Source organism: Streptomyces yangpuensis (genome assembly GCF_001005295.1).
Lineage (GTDB): Bacteria > Actinomycetota > Actinomycetes > Streptomycetales > Streptomycetaceae > Streptomyces > Streptomyces yangpuensis.
Genome location: NZ_LBMK01000006.1, coordinates 142,101 through 165,178, shown reverse-complemented (window position 1 = coordinate 165,178; position 23,078 = coordinate 142,101). Strand labels below are relative to the sequence as shown.

The window sequence follows — 23,078 nt, the reverse complement described above, 5'->3', positions numbered from 1 at the left end:
CCACCCGCCCCTGCCGCCCCTGCCGAGGACACGCCTCCCCGCCCCACGCCACGCCACGCCACGACCAGAACCACGAGGACCTGCCATGACCGCTCCCCGGACCCTGCACCTCAACGCCTTCCTCATGAACGCCGGGCACCACGACGCCGCCTGGCGCCACCCCGCCGGCGCGCCCGAACGCGTCACCGACCTGACGTACTTCCAGGAACTGGCCCGCACCGCCGAACGCGGCCGGCTCGACTCGATCTTCTTCGCGGACGGGCTCGCCCTCTGGGGCAAGGCCCGCTACAACGCCCTCGGCGGATTCGAGCCGCTCACCCTGCTCTCCGCCATCGCCGCCGTCACCGAGCACATCGGCCTCATCGCCACCGTCTCCACCACCTTCAACGAACCCTTCAACCTCGCCCGCAAGTTCGCCTCCCTCGACCACATCAGCGGCGGCCGGGCCGGCTGGAACATCGTCACCTCCGGCACCCTCGACGAGGCGCGCAACTTCAACCGGGACGAGCACCTGGAGCACGGCCTGCGCTACGACCGGGCCCGTGAGTTCCTCGACGTCGCCACCAAGCTCTGGGACAGCTGGGAGGACGACGCGATCGTCCTCGACAAGGAGGCCGGCATCTACGCCGACACCGACAAGCTGCACCCGGCCGCGCACCGCGGCGAGTACTTCGGCGTCGCCGGGCCGCTCAACGTGCCCCGCTCCCCGCAGGGATACCCGCTGCTCGTGCAGGCGGGCTCCTCCGAGTCCGGGAAGGAGTTCGCCGCGCAGTACGCCGAGGCCGTCTTCACCGCGCAGCAGACCCTCGCCGACGGCCAGACCTTCTACAAGGACCTCAAGTCCCGCCTCTCCCGGTACGGCCGCGCCGAGGGCGACCTGCTCGTGCTGCCCGGCATCGCCCCCGTCATCGGCTCCACCGAGGCCGAGGCGAAGGCCCTGGAACAGGAGCTCACCGACCTCCAGGTGCCGGAGTACGGTCTCGCCCAGCTCTCCGGGATGCTGGGCGTGGACCTCACCGGCCTGCCCCTCGACGGCCCGCTGCCCGACCTGCCGGAGGAGCGGGACATCAACGGCAACAAGAGCCGTTTCACGCTCGTCGCCGAACTCGCCCGCCGCGACGGCCTCACCCTGCGCGAGCTGATCGCCCGCCTCGGCGCCGGCCGCGGCCACCGGGTCTTCGCCGGCACGCCCGAGCAGATCGCCGACCAGCTGGAGCACTGGTTCACCCAGGGCGCCGCCGACGGCTTCAACATCATGGCGCCCGTGCTGCCGACCGGCCTGACCGACTTCGTCGACCAGGTCGTGCCGATCCTCCAGCGCCGCGGACTCTTCCGCACCGAGTACACCGGTCGCACCCTGCGCGAGCACTACGGCCTGCCCCGCCCGGCCAACCGCCACACGGCCGCCGCCCGGCCGGTCTCCGCCTGACCGGGAGCGGGCGGGTGCCCGTCGCGGCCGAGGTGCTCCGCCCGGCAGCCCGCCCGCACGCGCCCTGCACCCGCCCGGGTGCGGGCCGTTCCGCCGGGCCGTTCCGCCGGGCCGTTCCGCCGGGCCGCCGGACCGGGCCGCCTACCGCCCGCTCGCCGGGGCGATCACGTCAGACCGTCAGGACGATCTTGCCGCGCGTGCGGCCCGCCGCACTCAGTTCCCAGGCCTTGGCCGCCTCCGCCAGCGGCAGTGCGTGTTCCACGTTCACCGTGAGCTTCCCCGCGTCCGCCAGCTCCGCCAGGAAGGCCAGGTCGGCGGCGTCCGGGCGCACCCACAGCTGGTGGGCGCCCTTCGCCGCGGCCTCCTGGTCGGCGATCGACACCACCCGGTCGCGCTGTCCGACCAGTGACTGGAGCGTTTCGATGACGTCGTCGCCGTAGAAGTCCAGAGCGGCGTCCACGCCCCCGGGCGCCAGCTCGCGGACCCGGTCCGCCAGCCCTTCCCCGTACAGCACGGCCTCCGCGCCGAGCGAGCGCAGGTAGTCGTGGTTGTGGGCGCCGGCGGTGCCGATGACCCGCAGGCCGAGGGCGACCGCGATCTGCACGCCGAAGGAGCCCGTACCACCGGCCGCGGAGTGGATGAGGACGGTCTCGCCGGCCCGGACACCGACGCGGGTCAGCGACTGGTACGCGGTGAGGCCGGCCAGCGGGACACCCGCGGCCTGTTCGAAGGTCAGCCCGCGCGGCTTGCGGGCGAGCGTGCGGACGGGGGCGGCGACCAGCTCGGCATAGGTGCCCAGCTCCACCCACTCCTTGCGGACGTAGCCGTACACCTCGTCGCCCACGGCGAAGTCTGAGGTGTCCGGGCCGACCGCCTCGACGACACCGGCCACGTCCCAGCCGGGTATGACCGGGTGGCGGACCTCGAGGACCGGATCGAGGTAACCGGCGGCGAGCTTCCAGTCCACCGGATTGACCCCGGCGGCCTTGACGCGGACGAGCACCTCAGCAGGCCCCACCTTGGGCTGCGGGGCGTCAACGAGCTCGAGGGAGGCGGGAGTTCCGTATGCGTTGTATGTGATGGCCTTCATGATCGCCCCAACGCGGGCTGTGCTGCGGCTATTCCGGGACCGTCAGGCCGGCAGCGTGTTGCGGTGGGAGCGCCTGCGTGCGGCGCTGAAGAGCGCCTGGATCTGCGCTCCCGACTGCTCGACGTCGTCGAGGGCCGAGGGGAAGGCCAGCCGTACGTCGTGGTGGCCGCGCCGCTCCTCCAGGCGCAGGGTGATCCCGTAGCGGTCCATGGCGAGCGGCAGGGCGCGCACGACCGCGGCCGTGGGCTGCGGCTGGACCAGGCGCAGCAGCAGTGTGACGAGATCGTGGTGTTCGTCGAGGAGGTGCGTGAGCATGCCCGCCTCGTACGAGGCGAGCGGGTCGGGGGCGGCCTCGTCCAGCTCCTCCAGTCCGACGTACGCGATGCCCTCGGCGGTCTCGAGCTCGGCGCGCTCGAACTCCATGCAGGTGGACTCGGCCCCGGAGCCGGCCCCGGACCCGGCGGACAGGTCGGAGTAGGGGGTGAGCAGCCGGCCCAGCACGGTGACGCGGGCGCGCACCCGGTCCCGTACGGGGGTGGGCGCGACGTCGGTGAACTCCAGCCGGATCGCGGGCCGGTGCTCCGCGTGGCCGCCGGGCTCGGCGGGGTGCAGGTGCAGCCGGCCCATGGGGTCGCCGCCGTCGAGGTGGCGGACTTCGGAGCGCAGGCCGTCGGTGACCACCGTCATGGAGTGGGCGGCGGCCAGGACCGACCGGATCCGCTCGGCGGCGGTGGGCAGGGCGGCCGAGGGCGCGGGGTCACCGAACAGGCGCATGCGGATCTCTCCATCCTCCGTGTGGGTTAGGTATGCCTAACCTAACCCATCCTGGTTCCCGAGAGTACCCGGCACCGCTCGTGTCGTTGTTGGGCTGAACGGGTGAAACACGAGAGGATGGGGGGATGCACATGAAGCACGCGGCCGAGGCGGCCCGGTGAGCAGGTACGACGTCACCGACGAACAGTGGGAGGGGCTCGCGCAGGTGGTACCCCTGCGCAGTCGCAACGAATGGCCCTCCCGGGTGGACCACCGCACGATTCCCAAGTCGCCCGGGGCGACGGCGGCGGAGCAGCGGCGCTTCGTGGTGATCAGAGTCCAGATCTTCGCGGACGCGCGGGAGGTGGCCGAGTACCTGATCGCGCAGATCCCGGTACTGCTCGACCTCACCGGTGCGGACAGCGAAGTGGCCAAGCGGATCCTGGACTTCAGCAGCGGGGTGGTCTTCGGGCTGGGCAGCGGAATGCACCGGGTGGACCGGAACGTCTTCCTGCTGGCGCCCGTCGGGACCGAGGTCGAGGGGATCGCGGCCGCGGCCGTCCCCCGATCGTAGGAAGGTCCGTACGAAGGAACGGTTCGCCGGGGCCGCGGGGGGCCCGGCGGCCCGTACCGTCCGGCGCATGGACGCCACCGCCGTCGCGCCGGGCGACGACACCCGAACCGATTCCCCCGAGGCCGGACCGTCCGGCGAGCCCTCCACAGTCCCACCACCGCCGCCGGCCCGGCACGCCCCTCCCACCGCCGGCCCGGCAGCGCCCGACGCTCCCACCGCCACGGCTGCGGCCGGCGTCCCGGGCCCGTCCGTACCTCCCGCACCTCCCGCGGCCTCCGGTGCGGGCGCGGATCCCGTCGTGCCGGCGCAGGCGGCCCGGCGTGGCGCCGGCCGGCCCGTCGAGCCCGCGCAGCGGCAGCCGTACGCGCGGCCCGTGATCGCCGAGTTACGGCTGTCCGCCTTCGGGCGGCACCGGTCCGCGGCCTTCCCGCTGGGGCCGGTCACCCTCTTCGCGGGACCGAGCGGCAGCGGCAAGTCCCAGGTCCTGGCCGCCTACGAGGCGCTGGCCGGGCTGGGCTCGGGCGCCACCCTCGAAACGGTCTTCCCCGACCCCGGCGCCCGCATCCCCGACTGCGCCCTCCCCGACGCCCAGCGGCGGCGCGGCTTCCGGCTCGGCTGTACGGTCGACGGCCCCGCCGGACCCGTCCGGCTCGAACTCGCCGTCCAGGCCGAGCCGGCCCTGCGGATCGTCGGCGAACGGCTCTCCCAGGACGGGCAGATCCTGTTCGCCACCGCCCTGCGCGACCCGGGCCGGCGCTCGGTGCAGGCCTCCTGGCTGACCGGTGGCGCCGTCGGCGTCACCCGGGCCCCGCTGCCCGACGACCGGCTCGGCACCGCGCTGCTCCCGCTGCGGGTCGCCGGATCCACGGCCGGCCAGCGGCAGGTGCTCGCCGCCGCCGAGCAGGCGGTCGTGGCCCTGCGCTCGGTGTTCGCCTGCGATCCCCGCCCGGACCGGATGCGCGCGCCCGTCCCGCCGGGCGAGGGCCGGCTGCTGGGCGACTGCGCCAACCTCGCCGACGTCCTGCGCCGGACCCGCCACGAATGCGGGACCCGCCACGCGCTGCTGGCCGAGGCCGCGCGGACCGGCTGCGGGGGGCCCGTCGCCGGGCTGGACGTACGCGCCGCCGCGGGCGGCGCCGTCACCGCGGTCCTGGACCGCGGACCCGGCCGCCCCGCCACGGAACTGGCCCGGCTCGGCTCGGGCGAGCTCCGCTTCCTCGCGGTGGCGCTGGTCCTGCTCACCGGGCCGGGGGTGTTGGACATGGACCCGGCCGCCGAACTGCTCTCCGCGCGGCAGGCGCTGACCGTGCTGGCCGACGGCCTCGACCGCGGACTGGACCGGAACCAGGCCGCCGAGCTGCTGCGGCTGGCGCTGCTGTCCTGCGGCCGCGGCCACGTCCGGCTGGTGGCGGCCGTGGGGGAGGGGACCGCGGCCGCCGCCCGCCGTCTGGACGGCGTTTCGGTGGTAGACCTGCCGGTATGAACGAGACGCAGGAGCCCCGGCCGTACAAGCGGCGGTCCGACGAACGGCCCGACGAACGGCCCGACGAACGGCCCGACGAACGGCCGTACGAGCAGCCCGGCGAGCGGCCCGAGGAACGGCTGGACGTGCTGCAGCGCAGGCTCGCGCAGTTCGCGGCGGCGCGCGGCTGGGAGCCGTACCACACCCCCAAGAACCTGGCCGTGGCACTGAGCGTGGAGGCGGCCGAACTGGTGGAGATCTTCCAGTGGCTGACGCCGGAACAGTCGGCGAAGGTCATGGAGAAACCGGAATCCGCCCACCGCGTGGCCGATGAGGTCGCCGACGTGCTCGCGTATCTCCTGCAGTTCTGCGAGGTTCTCGGGGTGGATGTGCTGGATGCGCTCGCCGCGAAGATCGAGCGGAATGAACTGCGCTTCCCTGTGCCGGGTGGTCCGACACCGAATCGTCACTCTTCGGAGTGATGGACTCCTCCACAATCACGTTTCTGTCCACATTTTCCGAATACCCCTGGCTTTAATGGCCGGTTACCCTCACTCTGGGTAGTGGTGAGGATGGCGGATGTCGTGCGGACGGGGGACGGCATATGGATGCGGTACGGCTCATCGCGGCCGGCCGGCACGCGCTGGCACAGAGCGGGGCTGCGTGGGGAATCGTGGGCGAGGCCTGGCAGGCCCAGGCGCTCGCGCAGGGGATAGGGAGCTGGCTGGCGGTCACCGGGCCGCCGGAGCTGAGATCGGAGGCGCGGGGACTGGGGGAAGCGGGAGGCAGAGGATGCGGGGTACTGGACCGGGCGGCCCTGCGCGGCGAGGGCAGCGCGCCCGAGTACCCGCCGCGAGCCGCACAGCTGAGCGGGGTGGCGGATCTCCGGCAGGCACTGCTGGGACTCCAGGCACTCCTGGGAGAGGTGGGCATAGCCCTGGTCGGGGTGGCCTGCGGCACGGACGACGAGACCCTGTACTGGCAGTGCATAGAGTCGATCGACGCGGCTGACGAGTCGAGCGACCGGGTACGGGCACTCCTGCGCCGTATGACGGTGCGTGAGCGGGGGTCCGCCTCGGGCGTGGCCTGAGCCGGGCACGGCCCGGTACGGGCGGCGCGGAGAGCGGTACGGGCCGGGTCCCGTCATGTGCGACGGGACCCGCACGGTCAGGCGGACCGGCGGGACGGGCGCTCGCTCCCGGCGGTGCGGTCCGCGGCCCCATTCCCGGGGGAAGGGGGCGGCGGACGCACCGGCGCGAAGCCGCCGCCGCACGGGCCGGGCGGGGCAGGATGGAAGGCATGGATCTTCGCATTTTCACCGAGCCCCAGCAGGGGGCGAGCTACGACACCCTCCTGACCGTCGCCAGGGCCACCGAGGACCTCGGCTTCGATGCATTCTTCCGGTCCGACCACTATCTGCGGATGGGAGCGGGTGACGGCCTGCCCGGCCCCACCGACGCCTGGATCACCCTCGCGGGCCTGGCCCGCGAGACCAGGCGGATCCGCCTCGGCACCCTGATGACGGCCGGCACCTTCCGGCTGCCCGGAGTCCTCGCCATCCAGGTTGCCCAGGTCGACCAGATGTCCGGCGGCCGCATCGAACTGGGCCTGGGCGCGGGCTGGTTCGAGGACGAGCACAAGGCCTACGGGATCCCCTTCCCCGCGGACCGGATGTCCCGGCTGGAGGAACAGCTGGCCATCGTCACCGGTCTGTGGGCCACCGCGCCCGGCGCCACCTTCGACTACGCGGGCGACCACTACCGCGTGGAGAACTCGCCCGCACTCCCCAAGCCCGTCCAGGCCAGGATCCCGGTCCTCGTCGGCGGTCACGGGGCCAGGCGCACCCCTCGCCTCGCCGCGCGGTACGCGGACGAGTTCAACATGCCGTTCGCGTCGATCGCCGACAGCGAGCGGCAGTTCGGCCGGGTCCGGAAGGCCGCCGAACAGGCCGGCCGGGAGCCCGACGACCTCGTCTACTCCAACGCCCTGGTGGTGTGCGTGGGCAAGGACGACGCCGAGGTGGCCCGCCGGGCCGCAGCCATCGGCCGGGACGTCGACGAGCTCAGGGCCAACGGCCTCGCCGGCTCCCCGGCCGAGGTCGTGGAGAAGATCGGGGCCTACGGGGCCGTCGGCTCCTCCCGCATCTACCTCCAGCTGCTCGACCTCGACGACCTGGACCACCTGGAGCTGATCTCCGCCCAGGTGCTCTCCCAGCTCCGTTGACGGAGAGGAGAAGCGATGCCCCGCGCGACAGGCCCGCTCGCCGAAGCCCTGGCCCACCGGAGCGTCGTCCTGGACGGCGGACTCAGCAACCAGCTCGCCGACCAGGGCTGCGACCTCACCGGCGGCCTCTGGACCGCCCGTGTGCTCGACGAGCGGCCGGTCCAGGTCGAGGCCGCCCACACCGCGTACGCGCGGGCCGGCGCCGAGGTGCTGATCACCGCCGCCTACCAGGTCGGCTACGAGGCCTTCGCCGCCCGCGGCCGCGACCGCGACGCGACCACCGCCCTGCTGCACCGCAGCGTCGCGCTCGCCGCCCGGGCGGCCGAGGCCGCCGACCACGAGGTGTGGGTGGCCGCCTCGGTCGGACCGTACGGAGCGGTGCTGGCGGACGGCTCCGAGTACCGCGGCCGGTACGGCCTGAGCGTGCGCGAGCTCGCCGCGTTCCACCGCCCCCGCATCGAGGCCCTGCTCGCCGCGGGCCCCGACGTACTGGCCGTGGAGACCCTGCCCGATCCGGCCGAGGCCGAGGCGGTGCTCACCGTCCTCGCCGAGACGGACGCCCCGGCCTGGCTGAGCTACACCGTGGCCGGCGGCCGTACCCGGTCCGGACACCCGCTGCCCGGGGCCTTCGCGCGCGCCGCACAGGCCCCCCAGGTCATCGCGGTCGGTGTCAACTGCTGCGACCCCGCGGACGTCCTCCCGGCCCTGGAAGCGGCGGCTTCCGTCACCACCAAGCCCCTGCTGGCCTACCCCAACGACGGCTCCGTCTGGGAGCCTGCCACCGGCACCTGGCGGGCACCCGGCTCGCTGCCCCCCTGGCCCACGGACGCCTGGTACCGCACCGGAGCCCGGCTCATCGGCGGCTGCTGCCGCATCGGCCCCGACCGGATCGCGCAACTGGCCCGGGAGCACGGCCGGCCGGCCGTATGACGATGCGTCAGCACCCGGTCATTCGTCGACGAGTTCCGGCCAGCTCCTCGGGCGCCCCTCCGCCCTGCCATGCTTCCCCTCGGCGTGCGGGGGAGAGTGCATGGCGCTCCTGAGAGCCGAACGCGGTGCGGAGCGCGCGAGCCTGGCCAGAAGGTTGCAGATCGTACGTGTCCTCGTCGGAAATCCGTTGGCCCGAACACGACCCGACAGTCATGCTGAACCGTATGTTCCTTACGATCACCACCACCGGGACCGCCGACAATCCGGCGACTGACCTGGGATTTCTCCTGCACAAGCACCCGGACCGGGTACGCGTGGAGAACCAGTCCCACGGCACCGCCCACGTGTTCTACCCCGAGGCCACGGCCGAGCGGTGCACGGCGGCCCTGCTGCTGGAGGTCGACCCCGTCGCGCTCGTCCGCCGCGGGAAGGGCAAGGGCCGGGGCGGAGCGCCCGACGCCGCGCTCGCCCAGTACGTCAACGACCGTCCGTACGCCGCCTCCTCGCTGCTCGCCGTCGCGCTCAGCGGGGTGTTCCGCACCGCGCTGAAGGGGAGTTGCGTCCTGCGCCCCGAACTCCCGGACCGGGCACGCCCGCTGCGCGTCGAGATCCCCGTGCTCCCCGCACGCGGCGGCGCCGCGATGGTGCACCGGCTCTTCGACCCGCTCGGCTGGGACCTCGTACAGGCCGAGGCCGTACCGCTCGACGAACAGTTCCCCGAGTGGGGGGACTCCCGCTACGTACGCCTCGTGCTGGAGGGCGAGCTGCGCCTCGCAGACGCCCTGCGGCAGCTCTACGTGCTCCTGCCCGTCCTCGACGACGCCAAGCACTACTGGATCGCCCCCGACGAGGTCGACAAGCTGCTGCGCGCCGGGGACGGCTGGCTCGCCGCGCACCCCGAGAACGCGCTGATCAGCTCCCGCTACCTGGCCCGCCACAAGCGGCTGACCCAGGACGCCATCGAGCGGCTGGAACTGGTCCGCCTCGCCGAGTCCGACGGCAGCGAGGTCGAGGAACTCGACAACGCCGTCGACGAGACGCGCGACACGCAGGAGCGGCCCGTACCGCTCGCCGCGCGGCGGCGCGAGGCGATCCTCACCGCGCTGCGCGCCGCCGGCGCCCAGCGTGTGCTGGACCTCGGCTGCGGACAGGGCCAGTTGGTGCAGGCGCTGCTGGGGGACCCCGCGTACACCGAGATCGTCGGCATGGACGTCTCCGTGCGGGCTCTGACCATCGCCGCCCGGCGGCTGCGGCTGGAGCGGATGGGCGAGCGGCAGCGCTCGCGCGTTACCCTCCTCCAGGGCTCGCTCGCGTACACCGACAAGCGGCTGGCCGGCTACGACGCGGCCGTGCTCAGCGAGGTCATCGAGCACCTGGACCTCGAGCGGCTGCCCGCGCTGGAGTACGCCGTGTTCGGCTCGGCCCGCCCCCGTACGGTCCTCGTCACCACCCCGAACGTCGAGTACAACGTCCGCTGGGAGACCCTGCCGGCCGGACACGTACGGCACGGCGACCACCGCTTCGAGTGGACCCGCGAGGAGTTCCGCGCCTGGGCCGGCCAGGTCGCCGCACGCTTCGGCTACACGGTCGCGTACGTCCCCGTCGGCGACGACGACCCCGAGGTCGGGCCGCCGACCCAGATGGCCGTCTTCACCCAGGACGACGCCCGCCCCGGCACCCCGCCCGGCGCCGCCATCGGCACCGATGCCGACGCCGCCACCACCGGCACCACCACCGAGTCCCCGAAGGAGGGCGAGGCAGCATGACCACCACCGGGAGCAAGCGCACCCTTCCCGTCACCGACCTGTCCCTCGTCGTCCTGATCGGCGCCACCGGATCGGGCAAGTCCACCTTCGCCCGCAAGCACTTCAAGCCCACCGAGGTCATCTCCTCCGACTACTGCCGGGGCCTGGTCTGCGACGACGAGAACGACCAGAGCGCGAGCCGCGACGCCTTCGACGTCCTGCACTACATCGCCGGCAAGCGCCTCGCCGCCGGCCGTCTGACCGTCGTCGACGCGACCAGCGTCCAGTCCGAGGCCCGCCGCCAGCTCGTCGCGCTCGCCCGCGAGCACGACGTCCTGCCCATCGCCATCGTCCTGGACATGCCCGAGCAGGTCTGCGCCGAGCGCAACGCGGCCCGCCCCGACCGGGCCGGCCTGCCCCGCGCGGTCATCCAGCGGCACCGCCGCGACCTGCGCCGCTCCCTGCGCGGCCTGGAGCGCGAGGGCTTCCGCAAGGTGCACGTGCTGCGCTCCGTCGAGGAGGCAGAGGCCGCCGAGGTCGTCCTCGAAAAGCGCTTCAACGACCTCACCCACCTCACCGGCCCCTTCGACATCGTCGGTGACATCCACGGCTGTTCCTCCGAGCTGGAGACGCTGCTCACCAAGCTCGGCTACGAGGACGGCGTCCACCCCGAGGGCCGCACGGCCGTCTTCGTCGGCGACCTGGTCGACCGCGGCCCCGACAGCCCGGGCGTCCTGCGCCGCGTGATGGGCATGGTCAAGTCCGGCAACGCCCTGTGCGTGCCCGGGAACCACGAGAACAAGCTCGGCCGTTACCTCAAGGGCTCCAAGGTCCAGCAGACCCACGGCCTCGCCGAGACGATCGAGCAGCTCTCCCACGAGCCGCCGGAGTTCGTCGAGGAGGTGCGGGAGTTCATCCGCGGCCTCGTCAGCCACTACGTCCTCGACGGCGGGAAGCTGGTGGTCTGCCACGCCGGGCTGCCCGAGAAGTACCACGGCCGCACCTCCGGCCGGGTCCGCTCGCACGCCCTGTACGGGGAGACCACCGGCGAGACCGACGAGTTCGGCCTGCCCGTGCGCTACCCGTGGGCCGAGGACTACCGCGGCAAGGCCGTCGTCGTCTACGGCCACACCCCGGTCCCGGACACCGCCTGGATCAACAACACCATCTGCCTCGACACCGGCGCCGTCTTCGGCGGCCGGATGACCGCCCTGCGCTGGCCCGAGCGCGAACTGGTCGACGTACCTGCCGAGAAGGTCTGGTACGAGCCGGTCAAGCCGCTCGTCACCGAGGTGCCGGGCGGGCACGACGGCCGCCCGCTCGACCTGGCCGACGTGCACGGGCGCCGGGTCGTGGAGACCCGGCACCTGGGCAACGTGGGCGTCCGTGAGGAGAACGCGGCCGCCGCCCTGGAGGTCATGAGCCGCTTCGCCGTGGACCCGCGGCTGGTCCCGTACCTGCCGCCGACCATGGCGCCGACCGCGACCTCCCGCGAGGACGGCTACCTGGAGCACCCGGCCGAGGCCTTCGCCCAGTACCGCCACGACGGCGTCGACCGCGTGGTGTGCGAGGAGAAGCACATGGGCTCCCGCGCCACCGTGCTGCTCTGCAAGGACGCCGACGCCGCCCGCGCACGGTTCGGCGTGGACGGCCCGACCGGATCCGTGTACACGCGCACCGGACGGCCCTTCTTCCACGACCCCGAGGTCACCGAGGAGGTCCTGGCCCGGCTGCGCGCCGCGGTCACCGGCGCCGGGCTGTGGGAGGAGCTGGGCACGGACTGGCTGCTGCTCGACGGGGAACTCCTGCCCTGGTCCCTGAAGTCGGGCGGCCTCCTGCGCAACCAGTACGCCGCCGTGGGCGCCGCGTCGCGGACCGTCTTCCCCGGTGCCGTCGCCGCCCTGGAGTCGGCGGTCGCCCGCGGCGTCGACACCCGCGCCCTGCTGGAGCGCCAGCGTGCCCGGGCCGCGGACGCCACGGCCTTCACCGAGGCCTACCGCCGCTACTGCTGGACCACCGACGGGCTGGACGGCGTACGGTTCGCGCCGTTCCAGCTGCTGGCCGCGGCCGGGCGGTCGCTGGCCGCCGTACCCCACGACGAGCAGCTGGCCTGGCTCGACCGGCTGGTCGAGGCCGACGACCCGGGCACCCCGGGCGGCACCGGACTGCTGCGCCGCACCGCCCGGATCCTGGTGGACACCGGGGACGAGGCGTCCGTACGGGCCGGCACCGACTGGTGGCTGGAGCTGACGGCCGCCGGCGGCGAGGGCATGGTCGTCAAGCCGCTCCGGGCCTACGCCCGCGACGGCAAGGGCCGGCTGGTCCAGCCCGGGGTCAAGGTACGCGGACGGGAGTACCTGCGGATCATCTACGGGCCGGAGTACACGCGTCCGGATCAGCTGGAGCGACTGCGCGAGCGGTTCCTCGGGCACAAGCGCTCGCTCGCCCTGCGGGAGTACGCGCTGGGCCTGGAGGCGCTGGACCGGCTGGCGGCCGAGGAGCCGCTGTGGCGGGTCCACGAGCCGGTCTTCGCGGTCCTCGCGCTGGAGTCGGAGCCGGTCGACCCGCGGCTGTGACGGCGCCGGCCGTGGCCTGGGGGGTGTCCGGCGGAGGGCCGGACACCCCTCGCGGCCACGGCCGCGGCGTAAAGGCGGAGCCCCCGTACGGCCCCGAATTAGGTCGTATGGGGGAACTTTCACGGAGAACGCCGGGGAAACCGTGGGCGGGATCGTTCATCCAGGGCAGCGGAACGACCGTGACCCTGGAAGGACGGAACGTCACCTATGAAGATGACCGCGCGCGGAAGCATTGCGGCGCTCTTGACCTGTATGGCAGCGGCCGGTGTGGCCACCCCGGCCGTGGCCGACGGGGTGCCGGTGGGCGTCCCGCTCGAAGGTGTGGAGACCACGACCGGCCTGGCCGTGCCGCGGATCGCCACCGCGGTGCCGCTGCCGGTCGTCGGAGCACCCGAGGCCCCCCGCATGCACAAGGGGGACATGCTTCCCACGCCGCTGCTCCCGGCGGTCCCGATCGCCACCGAGCTCGGAGACACCCTGGTCACCTCCCCGCTGCCGAACCTGCTGGGCCGCCCGGAGACGGACGGCGAAGGCTCCGTGGAGTCGCCCGCCACCACCGTCCGCACCCGCACCCCGGGCGCGGTCCTCGGTTCCCCGCTCACGATGCCTGACGGGTCCAACTCCGGGCTGCCGAACCTGACCACGCCCAAGCTGGGTCTCCTCGCGCCGGAGATCACGGGTGCGCCCGAAGCGCTCCTCGGCGTCGGCCTGCCCCGCTGAGCCGAGGCCGCCTCAAAAGGCCGCCCGGTCTGCGAACGTGTACGACATGGGATTCCACGTCGACTCCGAGACCGGGCGGCTGCGCCGCGTCATCCTCCACCGGCCCGACCTGGAGCTGAAGCGGCTCACACCGAGCAACAAGGACGCGCTCCTCTTCGACGACGTGCTGTGGGTGCGCAGGGCGCGTCAGGAGCACGACGGCTTCGCGGACGTGCTGCGGGACCGGGGCGTGGAGGTCCATCTCTTCGGGGACCTGCTGTGCGAGGTGATGGAGGTCCCGGAGGCCAGGCGCCTCGTCCTGGACCGGGTCTTCGACGAGAAGGAGTACGGGCCGCTCGCCACCGACCACCTGCGGGCCGTCTTCGACGGGCTGACTTCGGCGGCGCTGGCGCAGGCGCTGGTCGGCGGCATGACCAAGCGCGAGTTCCTGGAGCGGCACGCCGAGCCCGTGTCCGTACGCTTCCACGCCCTGGACCTCGACGACTTCCTGCTGGGACCGCTGCCCAACCACCTCTTCACCCGCGACACCTCCGCCTGGATCTACGACGGGGTGTCCATCAACGCGATGCGCTGGCCGGCCCGGCAGCGCGAGACCGTCCACTTCGAGGCGATCTACCGGCACCACCCGCTCTTCACCGCCTCCGGGGCCTTCCACTACTGGTCGCAGGGCCAGGCGGACTACCCCTCGACGATCGAGGGCGGTGACGTCCTCGTCATCGGCAACGGCGCCGTGCTGATCGGGATGAGCGAGCGGACCACGCCGCAGGCGGTGGAGATGCTGGCGCGGGGCCTGTTCGCCGCAGGCTCCGCGACCTCCATCGTGGCCCTCGACATGCCGAAGCACCGGGCTTTCATGCACCTGGACACGGTGATGACGATGGTCGACGGAGATACGTTCACTCAGTACGCCGGGCTCGGCATGCTCCCCTCCTACACGATCGAGCCGGGCGACGGGGGCAACGAGCTGAAGGTGACCGACCACCCGGCGGAGCACATGCACCGGGCCATCGCGGCGGCGCTCTCGCTCGACTCGATCCGGGTGCTGACCGCGACCCAGGACGTGCACTCGGCGCAGCGCGAGCAGTGGGACGACGGGTGCAACGTGCTCGCCGTCGAGCCGGGTGTGGTCGTCGCCTACGAACGGAACGTGACCACCAACACGCACCTGCGCAAGCAGGGCATCGAGGTGATCGAGATCCCGGGCAGCGAGCTGGGGCGCGGCCGGGGCGGACCGCGCTGTATGAGCTGTCCGGTGGAGCGGGACGCCGTCTGAGCAGGCGGGTCCGCGGCGGGCGCGGGACAGGTCACACCCCCAGCTCTGTATATCAATACGGTGGATCGTATAGACTTCCAGCATCCCCTGTCACCGTGACGCTGGAGCGACCCCATGGCCCCCGACCTCAAAGGCCGCAGTTTTCTCAAGGAGCTGGACTTCACGGCCGCCGAGTTCCGCGGCCTGATCGAGCTCGCCGCCGACCTGAAGGCGGCCAAGCGGGCCGGGGTCGAGCAGCGCCTGCTCCGGGGCAGGAACATCGCGCTGATCTTCGAGAAGACCTCGACGCGCACCCGCTGCGCCTTCGAGGTCGCCGCCGCCGACCAGGGCGCCCACACCGTCTACCTCGACCCGGCCGGCTCCCAGATGGGGCACAAGGAGTCGGTCCGGGACACCGCCCGGGTGCTGGGCCGCATGTTCGACGGGATCGAATACCGGGGCGACAGTCAGGAGGCCGTCGAGGAACTCGCCGCCCACTCCGGTGTCCCCGTCTTCAACGGCCTGACCGACGACTGGCACCCCACCCAGATGCTTGCCGACGTCCTCACGATGACCGAGCACAGCACCAAGTCGCTGAACCGTATCGCCTTCGCCTACCTCGGCGACGCCCGCTTCAACATGGGCAACTCGTACCTCGTGACCGGTGCCCTGCTGGGCATGGACGTACGGATCGTCGCGCCCAAGGAGTACTGGCCCGCCGACCGGGTGGTGGCCGAGGCGCGCCGGCTCGCGGCGGACAGCGGCGCGCGCATCACCCTGACCGAGGAGGTCGCCGAGGGGGTCGCGCAGGCCGACTTCGTCGTGACCGACGTCTGGGTGTCCATGGGGGAGCCCAAGGACGTCTGGGACGAGCGGATCGCGGCCCTGGCCCCGTACGCCGTCACCATGGACGTGCTGCGGGCCACCGGGAACCCGGACGTGAAGTTCATGCACTGCCTGCCGGCCTTCCACGACCTGGGCACCAAGGTGGCCCGGGAGATTTACGAGCGGCACGGGCTCGACTCGCTGGAAGTGACGGACGAGGTGTTCGAGTCGGAGCACTCCATCGTCTTCGACGAGGCCGAGAACCGGCTGCACACCATCAAGGCCGTACTCGTCGCCACGCTCGGCCGGCCCGGCCCGGGTGACGCATAGCCATACGGAGGGCCGCCGCCCCTCGGGCCGCTGCCGTCAGGCGCCGGCCGGAAGGAGCCGCCGCGCTGGCAGGGTGAACCACACCGCCTTGCCGTGCGGCGTGCGGCGGTGACCACAGGCCGAGCTCAGGGTCCGGACCAGCAGCAGGCCGCGGCCGTGCTCCTGCCAGGGGTCGGGGCGGGCGTCACCGGGCCGGGCTTCGCCGGGCCGGGCCGAGAGATCGCCGGGCGGCTGCGGGTCGCCGTCGTGGACCTCGACCTGGCAGCCGTTCGCCAGGAGTTCCACGACCAGCTCGATCGGGGCGCAGGGCGGGGTGTGCTGCACGGCGTTGGCGACCAGTTCCGCGGTCAGCAGCTCCGCGGTGTCGCCGTCGGCGGGCGCGTCGGCATCGGCGAGCGCCGTGCGGACGAGAGCGCGGGCCAGGGGTACTGCGGCCGCCGAGTGGGGCAGGGTGATCCGCCGGGCGGGGTGTGCGGGCACTGCGGGATCCTCCTTTCCGTGAGGGGCCGCGTCGCGCCGGGGGCCGGGCCGGGGACTCTCGCATGGGGTCCGTGCCGGCCGGCTCGCGCCGGGGTGTGTGGTCCGTGGGGGTCAGTGGGGGCGGTGGGGGCAGTGGGAGTCCAGTCAGGAGCTATGTGTTTCAACGATACGGAGTCGAAATTCGATCCCGCGGAGCGCACCGGCCCCGTAACGGGCCGCTCGGGCCAGGTGTGTAGCGTTTCTCTGACGGTAGTCACGATCTGGTGATAACGTCGGTCGTGTGAGTCCCTTCACCGGTTCCACACCAGCGACCGAACGGTGGCACCACCTCCGGATCACCCGGCAGGACGGCGTCGCCACCGTCACCTTCGACCGCCCCGAGAAGATCAACGCGCTCACCTTCGGCGCCTACGCCGACCTGCGCGATCTGCTCGCCGAACTGTCCCGCGAGCGTTCTGTGCGCGCCCTCGTCCTCGGCGGCGAGGGCCGCGGCTTCTGCTCCGGCGGAGACGTCGACGAGATCATCGGCGCCACCCTCGCCATGGACACCGCCCAGCTCCTCGACTTCAACCGGATGACCGGCCAGGTGGTCCGCGCGATCCGCGAATGCCCCTTCCCCGTGATCGCCGCCGTGCACGGGGTGGCCGCCGGGGCCGGGGCCGTCCTCGCGCTCGCCGCCGACTTCCGCATCGCCGACGCCACCGCACGCTTCGCTTTCCTCTTCACCCGCGTCGGCCTCTCCGGCGGCGACATGGGCGCCGCCTACCTGCTGCCCCGCGTCGTCGGCCTCGGCCACGCCACCCGCCTGCTGATGCTCGGCGAGCCCGTCCACGCCCCCGAGGCCGAACGGATCGGCCTGCTCAGCGAGGTCACCGAGGAGGGCAAGGCCCACGTACGGGCCGCCGAACTCGCCGCCCGCCTCGCCGCCGGCCCCTCCCTCGCCCACGCACAGACCAAGGCGCTGCTCACCGCCGAACTCGACATGCCGCTCGCCGCCTCGGTCGAGCTCGACGCGGCCACCCAGGCTCTGCTCATGAACGGCCAGGACTACGCGGAGTTCCACGCGGCCTTCACCGCGAAGCGGCCGCCGGAGTGGAAGGGCAGGTAGCGCCATGCCGCACGGCAGCGCATTGCGGGTCGCCGTCGTCGGCGGCGGACCGGGAGGACTGTACGCCGCCGCGCTGCTGGCCCGCCGCGGCCACACCGTGGAGGTGTGGGAACGCAACGCCCCGGACGACACCTTCGGCTTCGGCGTTGTCCTCTCCGACGAGACCCTCGGCGGCATCGAACGCGCCGACACCGTCGTCCACGCCGCCCTCAGCGCCGAATTCGTCCGCTGGGACGACGTCGACGTCGTGCACCGCGGACGGCTGCTCTCCTCCGGCGGCCACGGCTTCGCCGCCATCGGACGGCGCCGGCTCCTGGAGATCCTGCACGAGCGCTGCGCCGGCCTCGGAGTCCGGCTCCGCTTCCGCACCGAGGCCCCGGACCTCACCGAGCTGCGCGCCTCCCACGACCTGGTCGTCGCGGCCGACGGCGTGCACAGCGCGATCCGCGAGGCCGACGCCGCCCACTACCGGCCCACCCTCACCCCCGGCCGCTGCCGCTACATCTGGCTCGCCGCCGACTTCGCCTTCGAGGCCTTCCGCTTCGAGATCGCCGAGACCGAGCACGGCGCCATGCAACTGCACGCCTACCCGTACGCCGCGGACGCCTCCACCGTCATCGTCGAGATGCGCGAGGAGGTCTGGCGGGCGGCCGGCCTCGACCTCTGCGACGAGGTGGAGTCGGCGGCACGCTGCGCCAAGATCTTCAGCGAGGCCCTGCGCGGACGGCCGCTGCACGGCAACCGCTCCGCCTGGACGCAGTTCCGTACCGTCGTCAACGAGCACTGGTCGCACGGCAACGTGGCACTCGTCGGCGACGCCGCGCACACCGCCCACTTCTCCATCGGCTCCGGCACCAAGCTGGCGGTCGAGGACGCCCTCGCCCTCGCCGAGGCCCTGGACGCGTCCGACGGGGACGTACCGGCCGCCCTCACCGCGTACGAGGCGGCCCGCCGTCCGGCGGTCGCCAGCACCCAGCGGGCCGCGGCCGCCAGCAGCCGCTGGTTCGAGGACCTCGCCGGATACCTCGACCAGCCCGCCCGGCAGTTCGCCTTCAACCTCCTCACCCGCAGCCGCCGTGTCACGCACGACAACCTGCGGCTGCGCGACGAACGCTTCACCCGCGCCGTGGAACGGGACTTCGGCTGCCCCGACGAGACCACCCCGCCCATGTTCACCCCGCTCACCCTGCGCGGCCTCACCCTGCGCAACCGGGTCGTCGTCTCACCCATGGACATGTACTCGGCCCAGGACGGCGTGCCCGGCGACTTCCACCTCGTCCACCTCGGCGCGCGGGCGCTGGGCGGCGCCGCACTGGTCATGACGGAGATGGTCTGCGTCAGCCCCGAAGGGCGCATCACCCCCGGCTGCACCGGGCTCTACACGCAGGAACAGGCCGAAGCCTGGCGGCGGATCACCGACTTCGTCCACACCTCGGCGCCCGGCACCGCACTCGGTGTCCAGCTCGGCCACTCCGGCCGCAAGGGCTCGACCCGGCTGATGTGGGAGGGCATGGACGACCCGCTCCCCGAAGGCAACTGGCCGCTGGTGGCCGCCTCCGCCCTGCCCTACCGGCCCGGCGTCTCCGCCCTCCCGCGCGCCCTGGACCCGGCCGACCTCACCGCACTGCGCTCCGACTTCGCGGCGGCCGCCGTCCGCGCCGCCGACAGCGGCTTCGACCTGCTCGAACTGCACTGCGCCCACGGCTACCTGCTCTCCGGCTTCCTCTCGCCGCTGACCAACCACCGCACCGACGCCTACGGCGGCTCCCTGGAGAACCGCCTGCGCTTCCCGCTGGAGGTCTTCGACGCCGTCCGCGCGGTCTGGCCCGAGGACCGTCCCATGACGGTCCGCCTCTCGGCCACCGACTGGGCGCCCGGCGGCACCACGCCCGAGGAGGCGGTGGAGATCGCCGCCGCGTTCGCCGCCCACGGAGCCGACGCCATCGACGTCTCCACCGGCCAGGTCGTCGCGGACGAGGCCCCCGAGTACGGGCGCTCGTACCAGACCCCGTACGCCGACCGGATCCGGGGCGCGCTCGGCGTCCCCGTCATCGCCGTCGGCGCCATCTCCTCCTGGGACGACGTCAACTCCCTGCTGCTGGCGGGCCGGGCGGACCTGTGCGCCCTCGGCCGCCCCCACCTCTACGACCCCCACTGGACCCTGCACGCAGCCGCCGACCAGTCCTACGAAGGCCCGGCCGCCCCCTGGCCCACCCCCTACCGCGCAGGCAGCCGCAAACCCCCCACAGGCCGAGCCTGACCTTCTTCCAAGCAGCCGATGGTTGAGCGAGGACGGGCCGAGGCACGGGGCCGGGATCGCGACCGGCGGCCAGACGGGCGGGCCGAGGCGCCGCACGGGATCGCGACCGGCAGCGGGACCAGGCGGGCCGAGGCACCGGGGCGGGATCGCGAAGGACAGCCGGGCCAGGCGGGCCGAGGCACGGGGCCGGGATCGCGACCGGCGGCCGGGCCGGGGGCGGTCCACCGGAACGGGAGCCGCAGCGACGGGTTGACCGTGGGGTCCCTCCGGGAGGTCTCCTCGGCTCGCGCCAGACGGCCGCGGTCCTGCCGTTCGGCCCCGGTTGCGCGCTCGTCCTGCGGGGACCTCCCTGCACGCCCCCACTCCCCCTCCGGCAAAGCCGCAGCCGTCCGGGCAGGACACCACCGCAAGGGGCGGGGACACGGCGGAGTGTCCCCGCAGGACGAGCGCGCAACCCAGCCCGCCTCAACACGACCAACCCGCACGCGCCGAGCCGAGGAGACACTCCGCCGGGGCACCGCCCCACCGCACACCACCGCCCAGCCACCCAGCCGCCCAAACCGCACACACCGCCGAGCAACCCCGCAGGGGCGACGCANACCGCACACCACCGCCCAGCCACCCAGCCGCCCAAACCGCACACACCGCCGAGCAACCCCGCAGGGGCGACGCACCGCCCCACCAACCACCACCGCCCAGCCGGGCAAGCCGTAAACACCCGCCGAGCAACCCCGCAGGGGGCCCGTTACAGGTCTACGAACTCCGCGCCGGTGTCCCTCAGACGGGTGTGGAGTTCGGTGAAGACGGCGGCCGCGCGGTCGCCCGGCCAGTCCGCCGGGAGCAGTTCGCGCGGCAGGCCGGGGTCGGCGTACGGCAGGCGGCGCCAGCTGTCCAGCGCCAGGAGGTAGCCGCGGTAGGCCTCCTCCGGGGTGGGCCGCGGGCCCGACTGGAGCGCGCGCAGGGCCGGCTCGTGCAGGTCGAGGAACTCCTCGTGCTGCTTGGCCAGCGCGGCCAGGTCCCACCACCGGGACACCGCCTCGGCGGTCGGGGCGAAGCCCAGGTGGCCGCCTCGGAACAGCTCCACGTACGGCGTCAGGTGCAGCCGCTCCAGCGTGTGCGCCGTTTCCTCGGCCAGCCGGGCCGGGGCGATCCACACACCCGGCGCCACCGATCCGAAGCCGAGCCCGGCCAGCCGCGAGCGCAACAGATGCCTCTTGTGCCGCTCCTGCTCCGGCACGGAGAACACCGCCACCAGCCATTCGTCCGACGGCTCGGGGCTGCCGTAGATGCGGCGGTCGCCGTCGTCCAGGAGCCGGCGCGCCTCGCCGGAGAGCTCGTACGCCGCCGAGCCGTCCGCCGCGCGCGCCGGCAGCAGGAAGCCGCGCCGCTTCAGCCGGGACACCGACGAGCGGACCGACGGCGCGTCGACGCCGGCCGCGCCCAGCAGGCGGACCAGCGCGGACACCGGGACCGGGCCCTCGAAGGCCCGCCCGTAGGCTCCGTAGAACGTGACGATCAGGGATCGCGGAGTGTGCTGCTCGACCACGGTTTCACTCTAGGCCGTCGGGCCCGCCGGACCCGCCGGGCCCCGCTTCGTGATCGCGGAGCCGGAAACGCTGGAGCTTGCCCGTGGCCGTCCGCGGGAGCGCCGGCAGGAAGACGAACGAACGCGGGCACTTGTGCGGGGCCAGTTCCGCCCGCATGAAGGTGCGCAGGGCGTCCTCCGTCAGCACCACCCCGTCCCGGGAGACGGTGTACGCCACGACGATCTGCCCGCGGCGTTCGTCCGGGCGGCCCACCACCGCGACCTCCATCACGTCCGGGTGGCGCAGCAGGGCCTCCTCCACCTCGGGGCCCGCAATGTTGTAGCCCGCCGAGACGATCATGTCGTCGGCCCGGGCGACGTAGCGGAAGTAGCCTTCACCGTCGCGTACGTAGGTGTCGCCGGTCAGGTTCCAGCCGTCCCGCACGTACTCCGCCTGGCGGGGATCGGCCAGGTAGCGGCAGCCCACCGGGCCGCGTACGGCCAGCAGCCCCGGTTCGCCGTCGGCGACCGCCCGGCCGGCCCGGTCCACGACACGGGCCTGCCAGCCCGGTACCACACGGCCGGTGGTACCGGGCCGGATGTCCTCGTCGGCGGCGGAGATGAAGATGTGCAGCAGCTCGGTCGCCCCGATGCCGTTGACGATGCGCAGGCCGGTGCGCTCGTACCAGGCCTGCCAGGTGGCGGCGGGCAGGTTCTCCCCGGCCGAGACGCAGCGGCGCAGCGCGGACAGGTCGTACATGCCCACGTCGTACGGGCCGAGGGCGTCCAGCATCGTCCGGTAGGCGGTCGGCGCGGTGAAGAGCACCGTCACCCGGTGCTGCGCGAGCGCGGGCAGCAGCCGGCGCGGCACCGCGTCCTCCAGCAGCAGCGCGGACGCGCCGGCGCGCAGCGGGAAGACGACGAGTCCGCCCAGGCCGAAGGTGAAGCCGAGCGGCGGACTGCCGGCGAAGACGTCGTCGGGCCGGGGCCGCAGCACGTGGCGGGAGAAGGTGTCGGCGACGGCGAGCAGGTCGCGGTGGAAGTGCATGCAGCCCTTGGGCCGCCCGGTGGTCCCGGAGGTGAAGGCGATGAGGGCGACGTCGTCGGCGGAGGTCGGGACGGCCTCGAAGGGCCGCCCGGTGTGTCTTTGCGCAAGCCGGAGCAGGTCGTCGGGGGCGCCGCCGCCGTACGGGGTGATCCGCAGCCCCGGCACCTCGGCCTTCACCAGGTCGTCCAGCACGTCCGCATGACACAGGGCGTGCTGCACGCGGGCCATCTCGCACACCGTCGCCAGTTCCTGCGCGCGTTGCTGGGGCAGCACGGTGACGGCCACCGCGCCCGCCTTCATGACGGCGAGCCAGCAGGCGGCGAGCCAGGGGCCGGTGGGGCCGCGCAGGAGCACCCGGTTGCCGGGGAGGACGCCGAGGTCGGCGGTGAGCACGTGGGCGAGGCGGTCCACGCGGTCGCGCAGACCGCCGTACGTCCACACCGCGCCGGAGCCGTCGCGGAAGGCCGGGCGGCCGGCGCCTTCGGGGCCGAACCGGGCGATGGTTCCGTCGAGCAGCTCGGCGCCGCAGTTCAGCCGGTCCGGATAGGCCAGTTCGGGCAGCTCGAAGAGCAGTTCCGGCCAGGCGTCCGGGGGTGGCAGGTGGTCGCGGGCGAAGGTGTCGACGTGAGCGGAAGGCTTGAGGTCCAAGGCGGGTTCGCCCCCCTTGCAGCGGTCCGGAGTGGGGTGGAGCCGGCCGTGCGGTCGTTTCTCCCGGCGACCGCCGGGAGGTACTCATTGGAGCGTATCG

The 23,078-nt window shown here is 73.4% G+C and carries 19 protein-coding genes; 14 read left to right on the top strand and 5 right to left on the bottom strand.

The genetic code is table 11. The features are described 5' to 3' along the window. The first annotated feature begins 85 nt into the window (after positions 1 to 85). Positions 86 to 1,429, top strand: a complete 1,344-nt coding sequence (locus AAT21_RS27195) for an LLM class flavin-dependent oxidoreductase (protein ID WP_046779575.1) — start codon at positions 86 to 88, stop codon at positions 1,427 to 1,429. A gap of 169 nt (positions 1,430 to 1,598) precedes the next feature. Here the strand turns inward: AAT21_RS27195 and AAT21_RS27190 are convergent, their stop codons facing one another. Both AAT21_RS27190 and AAT21_RS27185 read right to left on the bottom strand, forming a co-directional pair. Continuing rightward, entirely contained in the window at positions 1,599 to 2,519 is a 921-nt protein-coding gene (locus AAT21_RS27190) for an NADP-dependent oxidoreductase (RefSeq protein WP_046779574.1), read from the bottom strand. A gap of 42 nt (positions 2,520 to 2,561) precedes the next feature. Beyond that, a complete protein-coding gene (locus AAT21_RS27185; RefSeq protein WP_046779573.1) occupies positions 2,562 to 3,293 on the bottom strand; it encodes a DUF2470 domain-containing protein in 732 nt (243 codons plus the stop codon). Positions 3,294 to 3,450: 157 nt separating this feature from the next. Here AAT21_RS27185 and AAT21_RS27180 point away from each other — a divergent pair, with 157 nt between their 5' ends. From AAT21_RS27180 to argF, 11 genes are all read left to right on the top strand, one after another. Beyond that, positions 3,451 to 3,846, top strand: a complete 396-nt coding sequence (locus AAT21_RS27180; protein WP_030651331.1) for a cell division protein SepF — start codon at positions 3,451 to 3,453, stop codon at positions 3,844 to 3,846. 67 nt (positions 3,847 to 3,913) lie between these two features. Continuing rightward, on the top strand, positions 3,914 to 5,329 hold the full coding sequence (locus AAT21_RS27175) for an AAA family ATPase (RefSeq protein WP_235439233.1): 1,416 nt from the start codon (positions 3,914 to 3,916) through the stop codon (positions 5,327 to 5,329). A 128-nt stretch (positions 5,330 to 5,457) separates the two neighbouring features. Then, positions 5,458 to 5,790, top strand: a complete 333-nt coding sequence (locus AAT21_RS27170; RefSeq protein WP_412180347.1) for a nucleotide pyrophosphohydrolase — start codon at positions 5,458 to 5,460, stop codon at positions 5,788 to 5,790. A 122-nt stretch (positions 5,791 to 5,912) separates the two neighbouring features. Further along, a complete protein-coding gene (locus AAT21_RS27165; RefSeq protein WP_046779571.1) occupies positions 5,913 to 6,398 on the top strand; it encodes a DUF6099 family protein in 486 nt (161 codons plus the stop codon). A gap of 209 nt (positions 6,399 to 6,607) precedes the next feature. Continuing rightward, positions 6,608 to 7,531 (top strand): LLM class F420-dependent oxidoreductase, encoded by a 924-nt coding sequence (locus tag AAT21_RS27160; RefSeq protein WP_046779570.1) that lies wholly within the window; start codon positions 6,608 to 6,610, stop codon positions 7,529 to 7,531. A 15-nt stretch (positions 7,532 to 7,546) separates the two neighbouring features. Beyond that, a complete protein-coding gene (gene mmuM / locus AAT21_RS27155) occupies positions 7,547 to 8,461 on the top strand; it encodes a homocysteine S-methyltransferase (RefSeq protein ID WP_046779569.1) in 915 nt (304 codons plus the stop codon). A 224-nt stretch (positions 8,462 to 8,685) separates the two neighbouring features. After that, complete coding sequence (locus tag AAT21_RS27150) at positions 8,686 to 10,227, top strand: 3' terminal RNA ribose 2'-O-methyltransferase Hen1 (RefSeq protein WP_046779704.1); 1,542 nt, start codon at positions 8,686 to 8,688, stop codon at positions 10,225 to 10,227. Continuing rightward, positions 10,224 to 12,782 (top strand): polynucleotide kinase-phosphatase, encoded by a 2,559-nt coding sequence (locus AAT21_RS27145; protein WP_046779568.1) that lies wholly within the window; start codon positions 10,224 to 10,226, stop codon positions 12,780 to 12,782. Before AAT21_RS27150 ends, AAT21_RS27145 begins: the two co-directional genes overlap by 4 nt. Positions 12,783 to 13,034: 252 nt before the next feature. After that, entirely contained in the window at positions 13,035 to 13,502 is a 468-nt protein-coding gene (locus AAT21_RS27140) for a hypothetical protein (RefSeq protein WP_235439232.1), read from the top strand. Positions 13,503 to 13,548: 46 nt separating this feature from the next. Next, positions 13,549 to 14,775 (top strand): arginine deiminase, encoded by a 1,227-nt coding sequence (locus tag AAT21_RS27135; protein ID WP_046779703.1) that lies wholly within the window; start codon positions 13,549 to 13,551, stop codon positions 14,773 to 14,775. Between the two features lie 114 nt (positions 14,776 to 14,889). Continuing rightward, entirely contained in the window at positions 14,890 to 15,909 is a 1,020-nt protein-coding gene (gene argF / locus AAT21_RS27130; protein ID WP_046779566.1) for an ornithine carbamoyltransferase, read from the top strand. A gap of 36 nt (positions 15,910 to 15,945) precedes the next feature. Here the strand turns inward: argF and AAT21_RS27125 are convergent, their stop codons facing one another. Next, a complete protein-coding gene (locus AAT21_RS27125) occupies positions 15,946 to 16,389 on the bottom strand; it encodes an ATP-binding protein (RefSeq protein WP_046779565.1) in 444 nt (147 codons plus the stop codon). Between the two features lie 280 nt (positions 16,390 to 16,669). Between AAT21_RS27125 and AAT21_RS27120 the strand changes: the two genes are divergently transcribed. Together AAT21_RS27120 and AAT21_RS27115 are read left to right on the top strand one after the other, a co-directional pair. Next, complete coding sequence (locus AAT21_RS27120; RefSeq protein ID WP_046779564.1) at positions 16,670 to 17,497, top strand: enoyl-CoA hydratase family protein; 828 nt, start codon at positions 16,670 to 16,672, stop codon at positions 17,495 to 17,497. Positions 17,498 to 17,501: 4 nt separating this feature from the next. Continuing rightward, the gene (locus AAT21_RS27115) at positions 17,502 to 19,757 is read left to right on the top strand and encodes a bifunctional salicylyl-CoA 5-hydroxylase/oxidoreductase (protein WP_046779563.1); all 2,256 of its coding nucleotides are present in this window, start codon (positions 17,502 to 17,504) and stop codon (positions 19,755 to 19,757) included. A 745-nt stretch (positions 19,758 to 20,502) separates the two neighbouring features. Here the strand turns inward: AAT21_RS27115 and AAT21_RS27110 are convergent. Together AAT21_RS27110 and AAT21_RS27105 are read right to left on the bottom strand one after the other, a co-directional pair. Next, positions 20,503 to 21,303 carry a PaaX family transcriptional regulator gene (locus AAT21_RS27110; protein ID WP_046779562.1) on the bottom strand — a complete coding sequence of 267 codons (801 nt, stop codon included), beginning with the start codon at positions 21,301 to 21,303 and terminating at the stop codon, positions 20,503 to 20,505. Between the two features lie 4 nt (positions 21,304 to 21,307). Next, positions 21,308 to 22,978, bottom strand: a complete 1,671-nt coding sequence (locus tag AAT21_RS27105) for an AMP-binding protein (RefSeq protein WP_046779561.1) — start codon at positions 22,976 to 22,978, stop codon at positions 21,308 to 21,310. Positions 22,979 to 23,078: the final 100 nt, after the last annotated feature.

Bases quoted from the DNA above. Each gene is read 5' to 3' on its own strand.
- mmuM (WP_046779569.1), top strand. From the start codon at position 7,547: ATGCCCCGCGCGACAGGCCCGCTCGCCGAAGCCCTGGCCCACCGGAGC.
- AAT21_RS27165 (WP_046779571.1), top strand. From the start codon at position 5,913: ATGGATGCGGTACGGCTCATCGCGGCCGGCCGGCACGCGCTGGCACAG.
- AAT21_RS27185 (WP_046779573.1), bottom strand. From the start codon at position 3,293: ATGCGCCTGTTCGGTGACCCCGCGCCCTCGGCCGCCCTGCCCACCGCC.
- AAT21_RS27145 (WP_046779568.1), top strand. From the start codon at position 10,224: ATGACCACCACCGGGAGCAAGCGCACCCTTCCCGTCACCGACCTGTCC.
- AAT21_RS27190 (WP_046779574.1), bottom strand. From the start codon at position 2,519: ATGAAGGCCATCACATACAACGCATACGGAACTCCCGCCTCCCTCGAG.
- AAT21_RS27115 (WP_046779563.1), top strand. From the start codon at position 17,502: ATGCCGCACGGCAGCGCATTGCGGGTCGCCGTCGTCGGCGGCGGACCG.
- AAT21_RS27160 (WP_046779570.1), top strand. From the start codon at position 6,608: ATGGATCTTCGCATTTTCACCGAGCCCCAGCAGGGGGCGAGCTACGAC.
- AAT21_RS27150 (WP_046779704.1), top strand. From the start codon at position 8,686: ATGTTCCTTACGATCACCACCACCGGGACCGCCGACAATCCGGCGACT.
- argF (WP_046779566.1), top strand. From the start codon at position 14,890: ATGGCCCCCGACCTCAAAGGCCGCAGTTTTCTCAAGGAGCTGGACTTC.
- AAT21_RS27140 (WP_235439232.1), top strand. From the start codon at position 13,035: ATGGCAGCGGCCGGTGTGGCCACCCCGGCCGTGGCCGACGGGGTGCCG.
- AAT21_RS27135 (WP_046779703.1), top strand. From the start codon at position 13,549: ATGGGATTCCACGTCGACTCCGAGACCGGGCGGCTGCGCCGCGTCATC.
- AAT21_RS27195 (WP_046779575.1), top strand. From the start codon at position 86: ATGACCGCTCCCCGGACCCTGCACCTCAACGCCTTCCTCATGAACGCC.
- AAT21_RS27175 (WP_235439233.1), top strand. From the start codon at position 3,914: ATGGACGCCACCGCCGTCGCGCCGGGCGACGACACCCGAACCGATTCC.